We start from the raw sequence: 19776 nt of genomic DNA on the forward strand, positions 1-19776 counted from the left end.
GGCCGCCCGAACGAGGCCGCTTACGCGCGCACCCGGCATCGTCCGGCCAGCAATGAGCTCCGAAAGGGCAGAGTAGCCGCGCGAGCGGTAGCGATGAAACCTTTTGATTTGCAGGCCGTTGTCGCGCGATGCCCCCGGCCAAGTCCAAACCGAAACCGACCGACAAAGCCACACCGCGCGCTGCAGGCAAGCCGCACCCGGCGAAGTTGCGCCACGAGAAGCCGCGCAAGGTGCAGGCGCGCGGCACCCCGAAATCGCGCCCGGACAAAGCTCAGGAAGACAAAGCGCTGGAAGACAAGGTGCTGGAAGGCAAGGCGCAACAGGAGAAGGCGCCGCCACCGGCCGACAAGAAGCCGCGCGAAGAGCAGCCACCTGCCGCCGATGCCGCGCCGGAAGCCATCGGCCATGCCGGGTCGCCGCCGCCCGAGGCCGCTGAACCGGATCCCGAGCTTTCGCCCGAGGAGGCCGAGCGGGCGCGCAAGAAGTACCTTTTGCGGCGCTTCTGGATCAGCGGGCGCGGCTATTGGGGTTTGCGCGGCGACAGGCTCGCCTGGCCGCTGACGATCGGGCTGCTGACGCTGATCTGCGTCAATGTCGGCTTCCAGTATGGCATCAACCGCTGGAACCGCGCGATCTTCGACGCCATCGAGCAGCGCGACGCCCACACCGTCTATTGGCTGAGCGCCATCTTCCTGCCGTTGGTCGCCGGCAGCATCAGTCTGGTCGTGGCCCAGGTCTACCTGCGCATGACCATGCAGCGCCGCTGGCGTTCCTGGCTGACCACGGCGGTCATCCAGCGCTGGCTGGCCAGCGGCCGCTACTACCAGCTCAACCTCGTCAAGGGTGACCATGCCAACCCCGAGGCCCGCCTGACTGAGGATCTTCGCATCGCCACCGAATCGCCGGTCGATTTCATCGCCGGCGTCCTCAACGCCTTCCTGTCGGCTTCGACCTTCATCGTGGTGCTGTGGACCATCGGCGGCGCGCTGAGTTTTACGCTGAGCGGCTCCACGATCACCGTGCCCGGCTTCCTCGTCGTCACCGCGGTCATCTATGCCGCGATCACCTCGACCTCGATGTTCTTCATCGGCCGCCATTTCGTCGAGCTTTCCGAGGAGAAGAACCAGACGGAAGCCGAGTTTCGCTATGTTCTGACACGCGTGCGCGAGAATGGCGAAAGCATCGCGCTGCTCGGCGGCGAGGAGGAGGAGAACGCCGGCATCGACCGCTCCTTCGCCGCCGTGCTCGCCCGCTGGGCGCGGCTCACCGGCCAGCACATGCGTACCGCACTCGTCTCGCAGGGCTCCAGCCTGTTCGCGCCGGTCGTGCCGGTGCTCCTGTGCGCGCCAAAATTCCTCGACGGCTCTATGACGCTCGGCCAGGTGATGCAGGCGGCCTCCGCTTTCGCCATTGTGCAGGGCGCCTTCGGCTGGCTGGTCGACAATTATCCGCGCCTGGCCGACTGGAATGCCTCGGCGCGCCGCATCGCCTCATTGATGATGTCGCTCGACGGGCTGGAGCGCGCCGAAGAGAACGACACGCTCGGTCGTATCCAGCGCGGCGAGACCGCGGACGGCGCCATGCTCAGCCTCAACAACCTTTCTGTGACGCTCGACGACGGCACCTCGGTGGTCAAGGAGACCGAGGTGGCGATCGAGCCCGGCGAGCGCGTCCTGGTCTCGGGCGAATCCGGCTCGGGCAAGTCGACCCTGGTGCGCGCTATCGCCGGCCTGTGGCCCTGGGGCAGCGGCAGCGTCGATTTCCACCCGGGCAAGCGGCTGTTCATGCTGCCGCAGCGCCCCTACATCCCGTCCGGCACGCTGCGCCGCGCCACCGCCTATCCTGCCGCCGCCGACAACTGGAAGACCAAGGAGATTGCCGCCGCCCTCGACAAGGTCGGCCTCTCCTATCTGAAGGACCGGCTGGAGGAGGAGGCGCCCTGGGACCAGACGCTGTCGGGCGGCGAAAAGCAGCGCCTGGCCTTCGCCCGCCTTCTGCTGCACGCGCCCGACATCGTCGTGCTCGACGAGGCGACCTCGGCGCTGGACGAGAAGAGCCAGGACAAGATGATGCGGACGGTGATCGAGGAACTGCCTAGGGTCACCATCGTCAGCGTGGCACACCGCGCCGAGCTGGAAGCGTTTCATACGCGCAAGATCACGCTGGAAAGGCGCCAGGGCGGCGCGCGGCTGGTGAGCGATGTCGATCTGGTGTCGAGGAAGCGTAAGCGCGGCCTGCTGCAGCGCGCGCTGTGGGGGAGCGGGGCGAACGGCGGCAAAGGGTAGGGGAGCTCCAACGTTGTATGCAATCGCCGAGGGCGCTCCCCCGCTCCGTCTCGACGCTGCGCGCCGAGCCACCTCTCCCCCACCTTTGGCGGGGGCGAGGAAACGCCAATCGACGGGGGCGAGGAAATGCCAATCACCGAGGGGCACGACTTCGCAAGCTTGGGTTCCTCGCCCCCGCCAGGGCGGGGGAGAGGTGGCTCGGCGAAGCCGAGACGGAGAGGGGGCAGCGCCGGCATCCGCGATATTGGACCCACCTCTGCGCCAACCAACAAACCTTGACGCCACAAGCCGCCCCAGTCTGTAATCTCGACAGACCCGGCCGACAGGAGGAGGACGCCATCATGGAAAAAATCATCCTGGATTGCGATCCGGGGCATGACGACGCCATCGCCATTTTGCTGGCGGCCGGCAACCCGAACATCGACCTGCTCGGCATCACCACGGTTTCGGGCAACCACAATGTCGAGAACACCACGCGCAATGCGCTGGCGACATGCACGGCCTACGGCATCAAGGTGCCGGTGGCGAAGGGCTCGCCCGGCCCTTTGGTCAGCGATCAGGTGCTGGCGATCGAGATCCACGGCGAGACCGGGCTCGACGGCCCCGAGCTGCCACCGGCCTCCTTCGATCTCGACAGGCGCCATGCCGTCGACTTCACCGGAAGTTCTGCGACCTGATCGTCGACGCGGTCGAGCGGCTGAGCCGGCAAAAGGCGTGAGCCGGCCGGGGCCGGGTCACGCCGACCTCACAGCAGGAACGTCTGCCGGTCGCGCAAGGTCGTCGCGATGGCGGCGATGCCGGTCTCTATCTCGCTTTTGCTGGCCAGGATCGTATCGGCCGCAGCATTCTCGACCAGCGAGCGCAGCAGCTCCGCCTGGCCGACCAGCACCGCGTCCTTCTCGGCGAGCGTGGCGAGCGTCGCGGCCTCCTGCCGGTAGCGCTGCGCCATGCGGTCGTTCTCCGGCACCGGCTGGTGGCGGATCAGCCCCTCCAGCCCGCCCACCTCGCGGCCCAGCCGCTCCAGCGCCTGGGCGTTGGCGACGACGGGCGGGTCGGGGAAGGGGTTGGCGCGGGTAGGGGGCGCGATGTTCTCGCGCCGGTAACGGCTCTCGGCCTCGTCGAGCCCCGCGCGCGCCCGGCCAAGCAGCGAGCACGCCATCTGGCGCACCCGCTGGTCGTCGGCCCGCAGCTGGTTTTCCTGCCGGTAGAAATTGTAGCCATAGCCGTAGAACAGGTTGATCCCGACCTGCGCCAGCGGCCCGGCCTCGTAGAAACGGCTCATCGCGTCGCGCCCACTTCGTCACCCAGCGGGTAAAAGCCGGTCGGCTGGCCGCCGATCTGGAACGGCACGCCGGCCGCCGCGTTCGGCGCCGAGACCAGGCCCTTGTCGGCCATGCGCAGCGCCAGGTAATAGCGCACCGCCTCGATGGGGGTGAGCCCGATCGCCTGCAGCGAGATCAATTCGCGCATGCGCTCGTCGCGCGGCATGATCAGCACCTTGAGGTCGTTCAGCATGATGCCGTAGACCTTGAGGAAATCGGTGAGATGCGCCTTCACCGCCTCGCGCACGTCGCTAATGCGCTCGTTGACGTTCTCCATCTTGGTGACCTGGATGATCTGGTTGATCGCCTGCTCGATCGCCGGGCCGGCATAATCGGCGATCTCCTTGGTATCGATCACAGCGCCCGCGAACGGCATGTGGGTGATGAGGTCGAGCGCCTCTTCCTTGCTGTCGATGTGGATGTAATAGTCCACCACATAGGACATCTCCGCCATCTCGGCGCTGGTCGCCACGCCCTCGTTGCGCACCAGGAGCTTCGAGCGGTTGATGTAGATCACCTCGTAGACCCAGGGCGACGAACCGCCGAAGAAGCCTTGCACCACCGAGCCGACCAGCGGCTTGTCCGGCGTCTGCAGCGCGTACTGCCCCGTCTCGTAGACATTGAGCACCGCGCCGCGCGATTTCAGGATGCAGAAATGGTTGCTTTCGACGGTGAGCAGCGAGCCCGAAACGATGCTCTCGTCGACGATCTTCATCGCCACGGTTCTGGTGCCGAGCGCATCGGTACCGTCGCGCTGCAGAGACGTGATGACCTGCCTGGTGATTGCCATTGGACTTTCCCTCGCTTGGTTGGAGGCGCACCCGCCTCATGGATTTACGTTGCAAAACAGAGAGTTGGAGCGGACAGACGATTCAGGATGGCAGCCGCGCTAACGCGGCGAACAGAGGCCCTTGCCCCTGAAGGATTGTTCGAGCCGCGCGGTGCGGTCGCTGCGCTGTCGGTAGCCGCCATCGCCGTCGAGCAGATATTTGGCGCGCTGCTTGCCTTGTGCCTGCGCTGCCGCCTTCTTCGACTGCTTGGCCGACGCCTGCCTGAGCGGCTTCAGCACCTCGGCCGCCCTGCGCTCGATCTCGCCGGTGAGGCCTGACTCCTGCAAGGCGCGGCTGACGGCCTGCCCGAGCAGTTCCCGCCCGGTCTCGCCAAGCAGCCCTTCGCCAAGCAGGCCTTTTTCGCCGAGGAAGCTCGAAACCGCTTCGGCGACATCGGCGATCTCGTCGCCTTCGGCATCGTCGTCGGTGTCGTCGGAAGAAGCGGTCCGCTGCGCAGCGCGCCGGCCGCCCTCCGGTCGAACGCTTTTCGGTCGAACCCCTTTCGCCCGACCCTTGGCGAACCACTGCCAGGCGACGAAGCCGAGCGCGAGCACAAACAGAAGATGCGACATGCCAAACCCCGATGAAATCGCCAAAACTCAAAATCGAAGGGAGTGGGGCAAGCGGTAGTCAACAACGAGACCCGGGACTGTGCCCGATTTCACAATGTCGCGGGGTGCCGTTTCGCTCGGCTCCGCTCGGTGGTCCGCCTTGGTTGCCCGCTTTGAAGATGCCGGAACGCGCCCGCTTCAGCGCGCGTTGCCGCCCGTTTCCGGGCGCCAACGGCCACGCCTGAGGCGTATCAAAAGCCGTTCCGTCGCCGATCCCCCTCCATCCCTTGCCTCATTCACAAAGACATTCTCTTCGCCGGACGGGGCTGTCCGGGAACCATGGATGGCATGCTGCCATCGTTGATAAGCGAAGACTGAAATACCCGCCATACACATTGTCGCGAGCGGCCGGCGGCGCCCCTTTTCCTCGCCCCCGCAAAGCGGGGGAGAGGTGGCCGCGTAGCGGACGGAGAGGGGGCAGCGCCAGCGTATGTCATCACGCGCCAACCATGCCGATGCTAAACAGTCTTTAGAGCGGCTCGCCGTTTCCAGGAAGCGAAGAACCGCCTAGAGTTCCGCTACGAATGACGGACTGGAACCACCGGGAGGGGAACATCGCGATGAAAGACGCCACGCCACTAAATCCGAGACCGCTTGCTGAGATCGCCAGCTATCACGCCCACATCTACTACGGTGATGCGGCCCAGCGCCGGCAGGCTGAATGGCTGCGCGAGCGCATCGGCGAGCGTTTTCGCGTGCGGCTGGGCAACTGGCGCGACGAGCCGGTCGGCCCGCATGAGCAGGCCATGTACCAGGTCTCCTTCGCCACCGAAACCTTCGCTACGCTCGTCCCCTGGCTGATGCTGAACCACGGGGGCCTGAGCATCCTCATCCACCCCAACACCACCAACCCCAAGCGCGACCATTTGATCGACCCGATCTGGATCGGCCGCGCGCTCAGCGTGCATGGCGAGGCGCTGGGAGAGGCGGACGAGGCGGAAGAGGCGCTGGAGGTGAATACGCAGCCGACGCTGGGGGCGTGAGGGGGCGCGTCCTCGCAGCCATGCACGCGGGACGAGAGAGCCAGAGCCCACGTCCCACGCGGCGTACCCCGGAAGCATCGGCCGGAATCAGCTACATATATGCAGCTTAGCTAAAATATGCCATTCTCACATGGCGTGTTTGCCCAGTTACGATTAGAGCTGCGCAAGGGACAGCATAATCCAGGCTGGAAAAGCACTGACCACAGATCGGCCGTTACTGATGATGTGCTCGAAACACACCCGCGATAAAGAGCTGCGGCGAGTGGTTCTACTGCTTGCCAAACTGACGGCCAGCACATAAGCCTGCATATCTGCGATCATTGATCCTCGGGGGAGGGGCTTGTGGCGAAAACAAAACAACTCGCGACGAAATGCGCAGTGTTGTGCCTGGGCGCGGCGATCCTCGCCGTGCCTGTCGCCGAAGCGCTGGCCGACAACGTCGTAGCGGACGACCAGATCGTTCAGGGAAGCCTCTGCGTGGGCCTTGATTGCGTCAACAACGAGACCTTCGGGTTCAACACGATCGTCGTGAAGGAAAACAACACACGCATCTATTTCGACGACACGAGCGCGTCGGCCGGATATGCCGCCAACGACTGGGCGCTGATCGCGAACGATGCCGCATCGGGTGGCGCCAACTATTTCGGCATCCAGGATGCGACGAACAACAAGATGGTGTTCCGCGTGGATGCGGGCGCTCCCGAGAATGCGGTCTATGTCAATAGCTCGGGGAATCTCGGGCTGGGCACGTCCAACCCGGCGCTTGGCCTGCAGATAACCCGAGGCGATACGCCCGCGATCCGCCTGGAGCAGACAAACACCGCCGGCTTCACGGCGCAGACCTGGGACATCGGCGCCAATGAGGCGAATTTCTTCGTTCGCGATCTGACGAACGGCAGCCAGCTTCCTTTTCGCATCCGGCCGGGCGCGCCGACGAGCAGCCTCGACATTGCCGCGAACGGCAATGTCGGTCTCGGCACCGCTTCCGCCACCAGCAAGCTGCATGTCTACGGCGCTGCCTCGGAAGACACTTTCGAGACCATCGGCGTGTCCTCGGCGGCCAACGCGGACGGGCTGACGCTCGGCTATGGCGGCGCCAGCTTCGGCGTCGGAACCTCGCTGATCAACGCCCATTCGGCGACCGGATCGAGCGGCCGGCTTCTCCTTGCAACCGATGGCGTGACGCGCATGACCATCGATGGAAATGGAAATGTGGGCATCGGCACGGATACGCCGGCCGCGGGCCTCGATGTCGTGGGCACTGTCCGCTTTGCATCGCTTGCGGGCTGCTCGTCCGGCATCGGCACCAATGCTTCGGGCGATCTGACCTGCATCACCGGCGGAAGCGGAAATCCGCCCTATTACGACACGACCTCCTCCGGCACGCAGCCGAACGCGAGCGGGACCAATTCCACCGCGGCCGGCTCGGGAAGCAACGCCAGCGGCACCAACGCCCTGGCCGGCGGCACCAACAATCAATCGCAGGGGGACAACACCACCGTCATCGGCTCCAACAACAGCGTCACGGGCGACGACAGCGGCGCCTTCGGCACCGGCAACACCGTCAAAGGCAGTGGCAGCTACGCGATCGGCGATCCCAACGTTGTCAATGGCGACAAGTCCTTCGTCTACGGCGACGACAACGCCGTCAACGCCCCGGATGTCGCCGGCAACGGCGACGGTATCCAAGTGTTCGGCTCGAACAACACTGTCGCAAGCACCACCAATTCCTCCGGATCGGTGGTGATCGGATCGGGTAACACGGTCAACGCCGCCAACACCATCGCGCTCGGCAATGGAACGACGGTGACCGGCGCCAATGCAATCGCCATGGGAGCGGGCGCATCCTCGGCCGGCCTGAACGCGGTTGCGATCGGCCCGGGTGCCAGCGCCGGCTATGCGGGGTCGGCCGCCTATGGCTCGGGCGCCGTCGCGACAAGGCAGAACGAGCAGGTGTTCGGAACGGCGAGCAACACCTATGCGATGCCCGGCTTGACGTCGGCGGCGAGCTCATCCGCTCAAACCGGCGCGATCGAGATCGTCACCACCGATTCCAGCGGCAATCTCGCCTCGGTGACCCCGGGCGCTCTCGGCTTTGCCGACCCTGCGCAATTCAACAGTCTCAACTCGCGCATCGACAGCGTCGGCAGCCGCGCCTATTCCGGCGTCGCCATGGCGATGGCGCTGGCCAGCGCCCCGACCGTGCTTGCGGACGAAAAATTCGTCACCACCTTGAACTGGGGCACGTTCGAAGGAGCCAACGCCTTTGCGCTCAGCGCGGGCGCCCGGCTCGGCTCGCAGCTCCAGTTGAATGGCGGCATCGCCTTCGATCCCAACCAGCGTATGGCCGGCGGACGGCTGGGCCTGAGGATGAGCTGGTAGGAAGCGGACCCGCCGGCTGGACATGATGATCCCAATGCGAACAGTCACAATCCTCTTGGCGGCGACGCTGGTCGTGTGCGCCGCCGGACTTGGCTTTGCCCAGACGCAGACTCAGGCGCCGGCGTCGGGCAAGAAGAAAGCGTCTTCGCCGGCCGCACCGGCCGCGCCAGCCTGGCCGGCAAATGCCGCGCAATCGATCTATCTCGCCCGCAGCACGATGATGGCTCTGCAACAGGCCGTGGAGACAGGCAACTTCACAGTGTTGAGGGACATGGGCTCGCCGGGCTTTCGCGCCCAGAACACCGCGGCCGACCTTGCCATCAGGTTCCAGGCGCTGCGCCAGTCCGGCGCCGATCTGACGGCGGTTGCCGTCGTCGCCCCGCAACTGTCCACGCCGCCCTTTCTCGATCCCCAGAAGCAGCTGCACCTTGTTGGCCTGTTTCCCACGCAGCCACTGGAGATCGATTTCGACCTCTCCTTCGAAAACGTCGACAACCGCTGGCGGGTCTCCGCCATCGGCGTAACGGCTGCCCCGGCGCCGAAAGCGCCGGATGCGGGCGATAAGGGTAAGGCGGCGAAATAGGCTGCGCGGCTGGCCACGATATTCCAGAGGAAACCAGCACGACGCCGCCGCGCCGGCGCATCGGCGAACGTTTTCGCGTGCGGCTCGGCAACTGGCGCGACGAGCCGGTCGGCCCGCATGAGCAGGCCATGTACCAGGTTTCCTTCGCCACCGAGATCTTCGCCTCGCTCGTCCCCTGGCTGATGCTGAACCACGACGGCGGTCTGAGCATCCTCATCCACCCCAACACCAGCAACCCCAAGCGCGACCATCTGATCGACCCGATCTGGATCGGCCATGCGCTCGGCGTGCATGGCGAGGTGCTGGGCGAGGCGGAAGAGGCGCTGGAGGTGAATACCGAGCCGACACTGGGAGTGTGAGGGGGTTCTATCGCGCCGGCCAAGCGCGCGCGGTTGCTTGTCGCCGATGGTCGGCGCTTGGGCGCCTCCGTGGTCGTCCTGGCCAGGCATGCTGGCCGCCGGCATTGCCGGCTTCCGGAACGATTGTCAGGCGGTTGTCAGGTTGGATTCGCTATGCCGCGCCAATGACGTGCGCAAGCCGTCATGGCCTGTCGGCCGAAATACCGGTCGCACGTCAACTTCCCCAACCGAATGGAGCTCTCATGTATCGCACTCTCGTTCTTGCCGCCCTCGCGGGCCTGATCGCCGGACCGGCCCTGGCTGCCGGCACCTGCAGCACGGCCGCGAAATCGAAGTTCCAGCCCAAGACGACGCTCGAGGCCCAGTTGAAAGGCGAAGGCCTGACCGTGCGCCAGATCAAGACCGAGAAGGGCTGCTATGAGGTCTATGCGGTCGACAAGGACGGCAAGAAGGTCAACGCCGCCTACAATGCCGAGACCCTCGAGAAGCTCGACAATGCCGAAGCCGGCGAAAACTGATCGAGCCTTGCTCCCACAAGCAGGCGCGCGCCCGTCTCACGATGTGGTGCGCGTCTGGGACCGGATCGTGCGCGGCTTCCATTGGGCGCTCGTGCTGAGCTTCGCCGTCGCGTGGATCACCTCCGAGGGCGCCGAGGACATCCACCACTGGGCCGGCTACGCCGCCGCCTCGCTTGTCGCGCTGCGGCTGGTGTGGGGCGTCGTCGGCACGCGATATGCGCGCTTCTCGCAATTCGTGCGCAATCCCGCCACGGTGCTGCGCTATCTCGCCGCCATAATCAAAGGCAGCGAAGCCCGCTATATCGGCCACAACCCGGCGGGCGGCGCGATGGTGGTCGCACTGATGGTAATGATGGCCTGCGTGGCGCTCACAGGGTGGATGATGACGACGGACGCCTATTTCGGCGTGTCCTGGGTGGAGGATGCGCACAGCCTGGCCGCGCACGGCCTGCTGGTGCTCGTGTTCCTCCACATTGGCGGCGTGGCGCTGGCAAGCCTTCGCCATCGCGAGAACCTGGTTCGGGCGATGATCACCGGGCGCAAGCGCAAAGCGGCGTCCGCCGACATCGCCTGACCGCGCCTGAATGGCAACCGCGGGCGCCTGCCTGGGAGCCCGCGGGAACATAATATCAGCTCGCGCGATTATTTCGGGCGCTCCCGGCCCTGGATACGCGCGAGCCTTGCAAGACGGAGAAGCCCGATGCGGCGCTACACACAGATCACCATCGCCATCCACTGGCTTACCGCCGTGCTGGTCGTCATTGCCTGGTTCACCGCGGTCGGCGGGCGCCATGCGCGCACCGACCCCTCCTATGTGCATTTCACCGTCGGTCTTGCCGTGCTGGTGCTGGTGGTGCCGCGCCTCCTGGCGCGCTGGCTGGGGGCGGCGCCCCATGTCGAGGACCCGCAGAGCCGCTGGATGGACCTTGCCGCGCGCGCCGGACACACGCTGCTCTATCTGTTCCTCATCGCGCTGCCGCTCAGCGGCTGGTATGCCGCCTCGCGCCTCGGCCTCCCGGTCTCCTTCCTGGGGCTGGACCTGCCGGCCCTGGCCACGCCCGTGCAGGGCGCGCCCGGCCAGATCGCCGACCTGCACGAAACCGGCGGCACGCTGATCCTGTGGCTGGCAGGCGCCCATGCGCTGGTCGCGATATGGCACCAGTTCATCCTGAAGGACGGAACGCTGGAGCGGATGAACCCGCTCGCGTCGAGCGACCTCGCCGACAGCCGCGAATAGCCGCCGAAAGGGCAGAGCGAGGGGCCGCGCCAGCGCATCGGCGAGTATTTCCGGGTGCGCCTCGGCAACTGGCGTGACGAGCCGGTCGGCCCGCATGAGCAGGCCATGTACCGGTCTCCTTCGCCACCGGGATCTTCGCGACGCTGGTTCCCTGGCCGCGCGCACCGCGGGGGGCTCGCCAGGCAGCGATGCGGACCGCCAGTTCAGTCTTCGTTGCTTGGTTGCTCCAGCACCCAGGCCGCAGCGAAAATCGGTTCGTGAAGCCTGTTCCATGGGCTATAATGCCGCCGTTGGAGTACCGGCATGCCGGGCGTATCGATCGTCCCCATCAATGTCTCTTCCACTGTCGGAGGGATATCATGAACGTTCTGATAGTCTTTGGAACGACGGAAGGGCAGACGAAGAAGGTTGCCGAGCGGGTGGCAGCGCATTTTCGTGGGCGCGGGCACCATGTGGAGTTGCAGGATAGCGCGGCGCTTGCATCCGATTTGGAGCTTGGACATGTCGACGCATTCGTCATCGCCGCATCGGTCCACCAGGAGCACCACCAGGAAGCCGTCACGAACTTCGTGTTTGCGCATCACGACCTGCTGAGCACCAGGCCTTGCGCCCTCATATCCGTCAGCCTGTCGGCGGCGCTGGAAGGCCACGAGGCATACGCTCAAAGATACGTGGATCGCTTCGTCTCGGTGACGGCGTGGCAACCGCGCATGACCCTGCTTCTCGGCGGCGCCTTGCGCTTCTCCAAGTACGATTTCTTTCAGGAGCAGTTCGTCAAATTCGTCGTCATGAAGAGCGGCGATCCGAACATCGAGCGCGATCACGAATTTACCGACTGGAACGCGCTCGCCAACTTCGCCGATCGATTCCTTGAGACGATCGGCTAGAGCGTTTCAGCAGGTGTCGCAGATGGCAGGCGCTGATTTGGCACTATCCCGAAGTCCGCACGACAGCCAACTCACAGACATCGAGACTGCGATCTCGTTCTCCGCCTATCCCCCAGCCAATCTCGGCAGCAAAAAAATCTCCGCCCCCGGCGGCAGTTCCTTGCTCCACGTATCGCGATAGATCGTCCCGTCGATCGCCACCGCGATTCCGCGGTCGATCCATGGCTCGATCCCGGGATACTGTTCCGCCAGTTTGCGGAACAGTTCCCTGATGTCCTTGGCCTCGATGTCGTGCTTGGCCTTGCCTCCGGCGACGGCGCTGAGCGAGCCCCAAAGGGTAACTTCGACCATCAGACCCTCAAGCTGCGTCGATATTCAGGTGAGGCCGGCCTGCGAAGGACGGCTTCCTGCGCTTCCGGTGCTCACGTACTTCAAGTACGCTCCGCTCCGGTTCTCGCAAGCCATCATTCTCGGCTCGGCCTGACCTGAATCTCAACACAGCTTACCCTAGCTTGGCTACCTCTCAGCCTTCCCGCTCCGCATCCAGCGCCGCCAGAATCCTCGGCGGCGACATCGGGATGTGGGTCATGCGCACGCCGACCGCGTTCGACACCGCGTTGGCGATCGCCGCCAGCGGCGGCACGATCGAGGTTTCGCCCACGCCGCGCACGCCATAGGGGTGGTTGGGATTGGGGATTTCCAGGATCTGCGTGTCGATCATCGGCAGGTCGGAGCACACCGGGATGCGGTAGTCGAGGAAGCCCGCATTCTGCAGCCGCCCGTCCTTGCCGTAGATATACTCCTCGTTGAGCGCCCAGCCGATGCCTTGCGCAGCGCCACCCTGGTACTGGCCCTCGACATAGGTCGGGTGCACCGCCTTGCCGGCATCCTGCACCACCGTGTAGCGGATCACCCGGGCAGCACCTGTCTCGGGGTCGACCTCGATGTCGCAGATATGGGTGGCGAAGGAGACGCCGGCGCCGTCGGCGACAAGCTCGCTATGGCCGGCGATCGGGCCGCCGGTGGTGCCCGACTTGGCCGCGATGTCCTTGAGCGACAGCGGCGACAGGTTGCCGTATTTCTCGCCCTTGGCGATGGCATGGCCCTTTTCCCAGGTGACGTCGTCGACCGGGATGTCCCACATTTGCGCCGCGCGATCCCTGAGGATCTTGATCGCGTTGCGCGCGGCCGAAATCGTCGCCATCGAGGAGGAGAAGGTGCCGCGGCTGCCGTCGGTCATGTCGTTGTAGCCGAGCGAAGACGTGTCGGCGACGATCGCCTTGACGTTGCCGTAGTCGATGCCGAGCTCCTCCGCCGCCACCAGTGACAGCGAGGCGCGGGAGCCGCCGACATCGACGGTGCCCACGGCCAGCGACACCGAGCCGTCCATGCCGATGTTCAGGTCGGTGCAGGTCTGGCCGCCGAAGTTGAACCAGAAGCCGCAGGCCATGCCGCGCCCCTGGTTCGCCTTGAGCGGCGCCTTCATGTGCGGATGCTTCTTCACCGCCTCCAGCGTCGGGCCGATGCCGATCGGCCCGTAGACCGGGCCGTAGGAGGCGCGCGTGCCTTCCTGCGCTGCGTTCTTGATGCGGAAGTCCACCGCGTCCATGCCGAGCTCCTTGGCGAGCTCGTCGATCGAGCTTTCCACCGCGAAGGCCGCCATCGGCGCCGAAGGCGCGCGATAGGCCGCCGTCTTCGGCCGGTTGACCAGCACTTCGAAGCCGACGGTCTTGACGTTCTCCAGCTTGTAGCAGGCGAACGCCGTCATCGCGCCGATCTCGGCCCAGGAGCCGGCATAGGGGCCGGCGCTGTAGCGCAGCGTCGCTTCCGCGGCGGTGATGGTGCCGTCCTTCCTGGCGCCTATCCTGACGTCGATCGAGGTGGCGCTGGTTGGCCCTGAGGCGCGGAACACCTCGTCGCGGGTCATGACAAGCTTCACCGGCCGGCCGGCCTTGCGCGACAGCGCAAGCGCCACCGGCTCGGCCCAGACATGGGTCTTGCCGCCGAAACCGCCGCCGATCTCCGACGAGGTGACGCGCAGCTTGGAGGCTTCGAGCCCGAGCAGTTGGGCGCAGTGCTGGCGGTAAACGAAATGGCCCTGCGTGCAGACCCAAAGGTCCGCCGTGCCGTCCGGGTTGACGCTCGCCACGCAGGCATGCGGCTCGATATAGCCCTGATGCGTCTGCTCGGTCTTGAAGGAGCGCTCGACGATGAAATCGGCCTGGGCAAAGCCCTTGTGCACATCGCCATGGCCGAACTGCGTGCGCTTGGTGACGTTGGAGGGTTTCGCCGGCTTTTCCTCGAGGCCCTCGGTGAAGACCTGGTCGTTGATCAGCGGCGCGTGGTGCTGCGCGGCCTCGTCGACATCGGTGACATGCGGCAGCACCTCATAGTCGACCTCGATCAGCTTCAGCGCCTGGCGGGCGATGCGGGCGTCGATCGCAGCCACCGCGGCCACCGCATGGCCGTCATAGAGCGCCTTCTTGCGCGCCATCGAGTTGTCGAGGATGTCGTACATGGCGGCGTCGCCATCGGTGAGGTCGGGCAGGTCCTTCGCCGTAATCACCGCCTTCACGCCGGCGAGCTTTTCCGCCTTCGAGGTGTCGATGCTCTTGATCACCGCATGCGCGTGCGGGCTGCGCAGCACGCGGCCGACCAACTGGCCGGCCATGTTGAAGTCGGCGCCGTAGCGGGCGCGTCCGGTCACCTTGTCGATGCCGTCGGGGCGGATCGGCCGCGTGCCGACCGAGGAGAAATTGCGTCCGGTAAAGCGCGGATCGAAATTCATGATCAGGCTCCCTTCATCACAACAGCGGCGTCCTGGACGGCGCGCACGATCTTGTCATAGCCGGTGCAGCGGCACAGATTCCCCGCGAGACCGAAGCGGATTTCCTCCTCGGTGGGCGAGGGGTTCTTGGCCAAAAGGTCCTTCGCCGCAATCAGGAAACCTGGCGTGCAGATGCCGCATTGCAGGGCCGCATGCTCCAGGAACTTCTGCTGCAGCGGATGCAGCTGGTCGCCATGCGCCATGCCTTCGATGGTCTCGACCTTGCGGCCCTCGGCTTCGGCGCCCAGCACCAGGCAGGAGCAGACCAGCCTGCCGTCGACGATGACGCTGCAGGCGCCGCAATCGCCGGTGCCGCAGCCTTCCTTGGCGCCGGTCAGGCCGAGGCGATCGCGCAGCACTTCCAGCAGCGTCTCGTCAGGCTGGCAAAGATATTCGACGGCGTCGCCGTTGATCGTGGTTGATACAGCTACACCGGCCATTATTTGCCTCCCGCACGCTTGTAGGCGATCGCGGCGGCTCTTTGCGCCAGCACGCCCGCGACTTTTCGTCTGAATTCGATGGTGCCGCGCTTGTCGTCGATCGGCCGGCAGGCGCCGGAGCAGATCTTGGCCAGCCGCTCCAGCGTTCCTTCGTCGAGCTTCGAGCCGACCAGCACCTGGCCTGCTTCCTCGACCAGCAGCACTGTGGGTGCGGCGGCGCCCAGCGCCACGCGGGCGGTCTTGATCGCGCCCTTCTCGTCCAGCGTCAGGTTGACGCCGGCGCTCACCACCGCGATGTCCATCTCGGTGCGCGGAATGAAGCGCAGATAGGCGTCGCCCGCATGCTCAGGCCGCTTGTCGAGCAGGATCGCCTCGATGATCTCGCCCTTGGCGAGAGACGTGCGGCCCGGTCCGGTCGGCACGGTTTCCACGGCAATGGTGCGCTTGCCCGAAGGCCCGACGACCACCGCCTTCGCGCCGGCCGCCACCAGCGCCGGCACGCTGTCGGCTGCAGGCGAGGCGTTGCACAGATTGCCGGTGATGGTGCAGCGGCCCTGCACCTGCTTCGAGCCGATCAGGTTGGCCGCTTCGACGACGCCAGGCCATGCCTTGCGCACCGCCTTGTTCTCGCCCAGCACCGCGCAGGGCACCGCGGCGCCGATACGAAAACCGTCGGCCGTTTCGCTGATGTCGGCCAGACTGCCTATGCTCTTGATGTCGACGATCAGCTCGGGCTCGATGAAGCCGCCCTTCATCCTCACCAGCAGGTCACTGCCCCCGGCCAGGATCGCGGCCGGGCCTACCGCCTTGGCGAGCTCGCCAACGGCATCTTCTATTGAAAGCGGACGTATGTAACGCATCGTCTCCCCTTGGTGGTCATAATCAGATCGCCCGTTATAAAGTGTCTGTTTATAATGACCATCCCGTTCGTGCATTGCACCACCCAAGTCAGGCAGGTTGGCCCTAATCCTGGCCTAATCTTCCAGGCTTGGCCGCCGGCACCACTCGTCTGCGTTGAGCCGGCCAGCCGCGCCACCATGGAGGGAGCTTCGATTTCATGACCAGCACCGGTCCAGTTGGCAGCGAGGATCTGGTCCGCCGCGCGGTGGCCGCTTTCAACTCCGGCGATCACGCCCAGGCGACGGATCTGTGCGAGCTTGGCCTGAAGCGGCACCCTGGCGATCCTGCGCTTTGCCATCTGCTGGCTGCGGTGTTGTTCGCCAGATCGGACCTGCCGGCGGCTCGGGCGCGGATCGAGGCGAGCCTTGCCAGCCGTCCGGACAATGTTCCCGCCCTGATCCTGGCGGGCAGGATCGCCCGCGCTGAAGGCCGCTTCGACGCGGCGTTGCAGATGCTCGATCGCGCCGCACGGCAGTCGTCCCGCGTGGAAATCCTTCTTGAGCAAGCGCGAACCTTCGATCAGGCGAGCGATGCCACGGCGGCAGGCGCGGCCTGGGACCGGGTCCTGCAAAGCGATCCGAAATCCGTGGAGGCGCTGGCGCGCCTCGGACGCCTGGCGTGGGAGCGTGGCGCGCCTGCCGAGGCCGAGGGCTTCCTCGTACGCGCCGTCGCTGGTGGCGGGCATCCGGCGCAATGGTTCGACCTCGGGCTGGTGCGTCAGGACATGCGCAAGTTCGAAGCCGCCGCCGAGGCCTACCGGCAGGTGCTGGCGAAGAGCCCGGACGCGGCGGAAGCTGCGGCCAATCTAGGCGTCGTCCTGCAGGAAATGGGTGACCTCGATCGCGCGATGGCGGCTTATTCGCAAGCCTATCGTCTCAGCCCGTCCACCTTCGGCATCATCGCCATGGCGCTCACCTCGGCGCCAAGCGGCCGGCTATGGCTCGATGAGGAAGCGCTGCGCCGCTTACTAGAGCAATTCGAGGAAAACGCGTAGCGGTTTTCCTTCCGGAATTGCACGAAAACAAAGGGTTGGAACAGTTCGGCGATTCAAGCGCTGAACCGCTCTAACCGGTTGAGCGTCCGCGCCTGGCGCGGAACCGCTTGCGGTAGACACCCGGTGTTGACAGGACATCCGCGACTGTCTGAGTGTAAGCGGCCTGGCGGTTTTCGTCGAACACCTCGTATTCCAGTTGCGGCGCGGCGCGTGGAACCGCGAAGCATTGCGCGACCGGGGTTCCCTTGCCGAGCACGCCGCAGAATTCGGGCTCCTTCCAGATCGCCGGGAAATTGATGCCGCCATCGCTGAACCGGTCGGAATCCACCAGGCCCGTCACCAGCCTGAAGGGAAGATCCTCGCGATTGACGGGATGCGTCGCGTAGAGCGACCAGCCATCCTCGACCTCGATGGTCCAGAAACTGTTGAATTTAAGCGCGGCCTGGCCAGGCCTGGCGAAGGGGCTGCCGGCAAGCTGCCCCGGCGTGTGGAAGCTCAGCGGCGCTCGCGGGTGGTTGCCGGTGGCCGGTTCCGGGATATTCCAGTCCCAGGAAAACTTGCCCCGGTCGACGACGACGTCGCAGGGCAGCAGGATCATGAAGCCGTAGGTCATCGCATCGACCACCGGCGGGCACTGCTTGAGGGTGCGGATGTCGCGGCCGTGGATCGCCGAATAGGCGGTGGCGGGCATCGCGCGCAGCCAGTCCGGCAACACGCCGCGCGCAGGCACCGGGCGCGGAAGGTGCTCGGCCAGCATCGGGTCACATCGGAAAATGACACGCATCGTCGCCTCCGGCCTTGCGATAGCATGCCTGCCGCCCGCGCTCCAAGCGGCGCCTGGTCAGTCTGCCGCCTGCGCCGACATCTGCGTCCTGGTGAGGCGTCAATCTGTCGTGCCCGATGTCCACACCGGCTCGAACGACACATTGCGCAACCCGGCCTTGCGCACCCGGTCAACGAACACCTCGTTGACGAAGACCGGGGAAGCCCGCATCGGCAGCTTGAACACTTCCGAGCTCCCGATGCTTTCAGCGTCGAAGGCGTAGCGCTCGATCGCAAGAATGTCGCCGTCCTCGAACCGCACGATTTGCGACCGCGCCTCGTCCAGCGCGTCGATCACAGTCGTGACGTTGAGCAGCCAGACCTTCTCGCCGCGCAGCGCGACGAGCTCGCCATAGGGGCGCAGCGCCGCCGCCAGCGCATCGACGGCCGGCTGGCGCAACAGCGGCGCATGTTCGCCCAGCCAGGGGAAATCGGAATAGAGGCGCTCGCCTTCTTCGACACGCCGCATCACCGGCGGCTCCCAGCCCTCCAGCGAGCGCCCGTCGAGGCCGAAGAACACCTCGTAATACTCGTTATCGGCCGGCAGCACCCATTCCTGCCCCTCGTACACAGCGAATTGATGGATGGTCGTCATCGCTTGATGGCTCCGCCGTTTCGACTGAGGACCGCGGCACCCGGCGGCCGCTGAAAGCGCGCGGACCATGCACCGAGCCAGGGCGCCGTTCAAGGCCGCGCGCTATCCAGCCCGCTTGCCGGTTGATAAACGTCGCTGGTCGCCAGGATGGCGCCTGGCTCGAATGAAAGTGGGATCGCGAAAGAATGGCCAAAAAATTCGCATTTCTCCTGGTGCGCGATTTCACTTTGTCGCCGCTGTCGCTGTTCATTGACACGCTCAGGCTGGCCGGCGACGAGGGCGACCGCAGCCGCAGGATCGAGTTCGACTGGGAGATCGTCGGCGAGCGCGGCCTGCCGATCCGCGCCAGCTGCGGCGTCGAATTGCTGCCGACCCGGGCGATGGGCAATCCGGAGGATTTCGACAATGTTGTGGTGGTCGGCGGCCTGCTCGACACCAACCGCAGGCTGAGTTCGGAAAAGGAGGCGTTCCTGATGCGCGCCGCCGGGAAGGGCGTGCCGCTCACCGCCCTCTGCACCGGCAGCTTCGTGTTGGCCCGCTACGGCCTGCTCGACGGCTACAGCGCCGCGGTCAGCTGGTTCCACATCAAGGATTTCCGCGCCGAGTTCCCGGATGTGAACGCCCATGCCGACAGCCTCTATTCCGTCGACCGCGGCCGCGCCACCTGCGCCGGCGGCACGGGTGCCGCCGACCTCGCCGGCTATTTCGTCTCGCAATTCATCGGCCAGAAGGCGGCGGAGAAGGCGGCCAAGATCCTGGTGCTCGATCGCATCCGCTCCAGCCGCGACGTGCAGCCGGTCGGCGACCTTTTTCCCGCGGCCGCGAGCCGCGCGGTGAAGCGGGCGCTGCTCCTGATGGAAAGCAACCTGCAGGAAACGCTCTCCGTGGCCGAGATCGCCGCCAGGCAGAATTGCTCGCGTCGCCAGCTCGAGCGGCTGTTCGGCGCCGAGCTCGGCATCGGCCCGATGGCCGCCTATCTGGCGCTGCGGGTGCATTACGCCAGGTCGCTGCTGGAAGGCAGCGATCTCGCCATCGGCGAGATCGCCTATCGCTGCGGCTTTGCCAATGCCGGCCATTTCAGCCGCGTCTTCCGCCAGCAGACCGGCATCACGCCGACCCATCTCAGGCACCCGAACCGTATGGCGGCGAATGGCGTTGCCAAATAGCGCTCGCGGTGCACAACCCCGGCAAGGTGGCATCT

The 19776-nt window shown here is 65.7% G+C and carries 20 protein-coding genes and 1 pseudogene; 12 read left to right on the forward strand and 9 right to left on the reverse strand.

Translation table 11 applies throughout. The features are described 5' to 3' along the window. Positions 1–128 precede the first annotated feature (128 nt). The gene (locus RFM52_RS09045; protein WP_320296122.1) at positions 129–2285 is read left to right on the forward strand and encodes an ATP-binding cassette domain-containing protein; all 2157 of its coding nucleotides are present in this window, start codon (positions 129–131) and stop codon (positions 2283–2285) included. A 341-nt stretch (positions 2286–2626) separates the two neighbouring features. Beyond that, on the forward strand, positions 2627–2962 hold the full coding sequence (locus tag RFM52_RS09050) for a nucleoside hydrolase (RefSeq protein ID WP_320296121.1): 336 nt from the start codon (positions 2627–2629) through the stop codon (positions 2960–2962). A 68-nt stretch (positions 2963–3030) separates the two neighbouring features. Here RFM52_RS09050 and RFM52_RS09055 read toward each other — a convergent pair whose 3' ends face one another. The 3 genes from RFM52_RS09055 to RFM52_RS09065 form a co-directional block, all read right to left on the reverse strand. Next, the gene (locus RFM52_RS09055; protein WP_320296120.1) at positions 3031–3567 is read right to left on the reverse strand and encodes a hypothetical protein; all 537 of its coding nucleotides are present in this window, start codon (positions 3565–3567) and stop codon (positions 3031–3033) included. After that, positions 3564–4397 carry an SPFH domain-containing protein gene (locus tag RFM52_RS09060; RefSeq protein ID WP_140804921.1) on the reverse strand — a complete coding sequence of 278 codons (834 nt, stop codon included), beginning with the start codon at positions 4395–4397 and terminating at the stop codon, positions 3564–3566. Before RFM52_RS09060 ends, RFM52_RS09055 begins: the two co-directional genes overlap by 4 nt. A gap of 99 nt (positions 4398–4496) precedes the next feature. Beyond that, the gene (locus RFM52_RS09065) at positions 4497–5009 is read right to left on the reverse strand and encodes a hypothetical protein (RefSeq protein ID WP_320296119.1); all 513 of its coding nucleotides are present in this window, start codon (positions 5007–5009) and stop codon (positions 4497–4499) included. A 599-nt stretch (positions 5010–5608) separates the two neighbouring features. On the opposite strand from RFM52_RS09065, the gene RFM52_RS09070 reads away from it, so the two are divergent. The 8 genes and pseudogenes from RFM52_RS09070 (at position 5609) to RFM52_RS09105 (ending at position 11997) form a co-directional block, all read left to right on the forward strand. Next, positions 5609–6031 (forward strand): DOPA 4,5-dioxygenase family protein, encoded by a 423-nt coding sequence (locus RFM52_RS09070; RefSeq protein WP_320296118.1) that lies wholly within the window; start codon positions 5609–5611, stop codon positions 6029–6031. Positions 6032–6373: 342 nt separating this feature from the next. Further along, positions 6374–8413: a hypothetical protein gene (locus RFM52_RS09075; RefSeq protein ID WP_320296117.1), complete on the forward strand. Its 2040-nt coding sequence runs from the start codon at positions 6374–6376 to the stop codon at positions 8411–8413. A 55-nt stretch (positions 8414–8468) separates the two neighbouring features. Beyond that, complete coding sequence (locus RFM52_RS09080) at positions 8469–8996, forward strand: hypothetical protein (protein WP_320296116.1); 528 nt, start codon at positions 8469–8471, stop codon at positions 8994–8996. Between the two features lie 50 nt (positions 8997–9046). Further along, positions 9047–9355 (forward strand): annotated as a pseudogene (locus RFM52_RS09085) (DOPA 4,5-dioxygenase family protein); the annotation flags it as partial. A 242-nt stretch (positions 9356–9597) separates the two neighbouring features. Then, positions 9598–9873, forward strand: a complete 276-nt coding sequence (locus RFM52_RS09090) for a PepSY domain-containing protein (protein ID WP_320296114.1) — start codon at positions 9598–9600, stop codon at positions 9871–9873. After that, a complete protein-coding gene (locus RFM52_RS09095) occupies positions 9851–10447 on the forward strand; it encodes a cytochrome b/b6 domain-containing protein (protein ID WP_320296113.1) in 597 nt (198 codons plus the stop codon). Before RFM52_RS09090 ends, RFM52_RS09095 begins: the two co-directional genes overlap by 23 nt. A gap of 126 nt (positions 10448–10573) precedes the next feature. Beyond that, positions 10574–11110 (forward strand): cytochrome b, encoded by a 537-nt coding sequence (locus RFM52_RS09100; protein WP_320296112.1) that lies wholly within the window; start codon positions 10574–10576, stop codon positions 11108–11110. A 281-nt stretch (positions 11111–11391) separates the two neighbouring features. After that, positions 11392–11997, forward strand: coding sequence for a flavodoxin domain-containing protein (locus RFM52_RS09105; protein ID WP_320296111.1), 606 nt, complete (start codon positions 11392–11394; stop codon positions 11995–11997). Positions 11998–12102: 105 nt separating this feature from the next. Here the strand turns inward: RFM52_RS09105 and RFM52_RS09110 are convergent, their stop codons facing one another. From RFM52_RS09110 to RFM52_RS09125, 4 genes are all read right to left on the reverse strand, one after another. Further along, positions 12103–12348 (reverse strand): MoaD/ThiS family protein, encoded by a 246-nt coding sequence (locus tag RFM52_RS09110; protein ID WP_224513361.1) that lies wholly within the window; start codon positions 12346–12348, stop codon positions 12103–12105. A 172-nt stretch (positions 12349–12520) separates the two neighbouring features. Next, positions 12521–14785 carry a xanthine dehydrogenase family protein molybdopterin-binding subunit gene (locus RFM52_RS09115; RefSeq protein ID WP_320296110.1) on the reverse strand — a complete coding sequence of 755 codons (2265 nt, stop codon included), beginning with the start codon at positions 14783–14785 and terminating at the stop codon, positions 12521–12523. A gap of 2 nt (positions 14786–14787) precedes the next feature. Then, complete coding sequence (locus RFM52_RS09120; RefSeq protein ID WP_320296109.1) at positions 14788–15264, reverse strand: (2Fe-2S)-binding protein; 477 nt, start codon at positions 15262–15264, stop codon at positions 14788–14790. After that, complete coding sequence (locus RFM52_RS09125) at positions 15264–16124, reverse strand: FAD binding domain-containing protein (protein WP_320296108.1); 861 nt, start codon at positions 16122–16124, stop codon at positions 15264–15266. Before RFM52_RS09125 ends, RFM52_RS09120 begins: the two co-directional genes overlap by 1 nt. A 197-nt stretch (positions 16125–16321) precedes the next feature. Here RFM52_RS09125 and RFM52_RS09130 point away from each other — a divergent pair, with 197 nt between their 5' ends. Further along, the gene (locus RFM52_RS09130; RefSeq protein WP_320296107.1) at positions 16322–17158 is read left to right on the forward strand and encodes a tetratricopeptide repeat protein; all 837 of its coding nucleotides are present in this window, start codon (positions 16322–16324) and stop codon (positions 17156–17158) included. Positions 17159–17228: 70 nt separating this feature from the next. Here RFM52_RS09130 and RFM52_RS09135 read toward each other — a convergent pair whose 3' ends face one another. Both RFM52_RS09135 and RFM52_RS09140 read right to left on the reverse strand, forming a co-directional pair. After that, positions 17229–17942, reverse strand: coding sequence for a hypothetical protein (locus tag RFM52_RS09135; protein ID WP_320296106.1), 714 nt, complete (start codon positions 17940–17942; stop codon positions 17229–17231). A 99-nt stretch (positions 17943–18041) separates the two neighbouring features. Next, positions 18042–18575 (reverse strand): imm11 family protein, encoded by a 534-nt coding sequence (locus RFM52_RS09140; RefSeq protein WP_320296105.1) that lies wholly within the window; start codon positions 18573–18575, stop codon positions 18042–18044. A 185-nt stretch (positions 18576–18760) separates the two neighbouring features. Here RFM52_RS09140 and RFM52_RS09145 point away from each other — a divergent pair, with 185 nt between their 5' ends. Next, positions 18761–19741 (forward strand): GlxA family transcriptional regulator, encoded by a 981-nt coding sequence (locus tag RFM52_RS09145; protein ID WP_320296104.1) that lies wholly within the window; start codon positions 18761–18763, stop codon positions 19739–19741. Positions 19742–19776: the final 35 nt, after the last annotated feature.

Source organism: Mesorhizobium humile (genome assembly GCF_033977215.1).
GTDB lineage: Bacteria > Pseudomonadota > Alphaproteobacteria > Rhizobiales > Rhizobiaceae > Mesorhizobium > Mesorhizobium humile.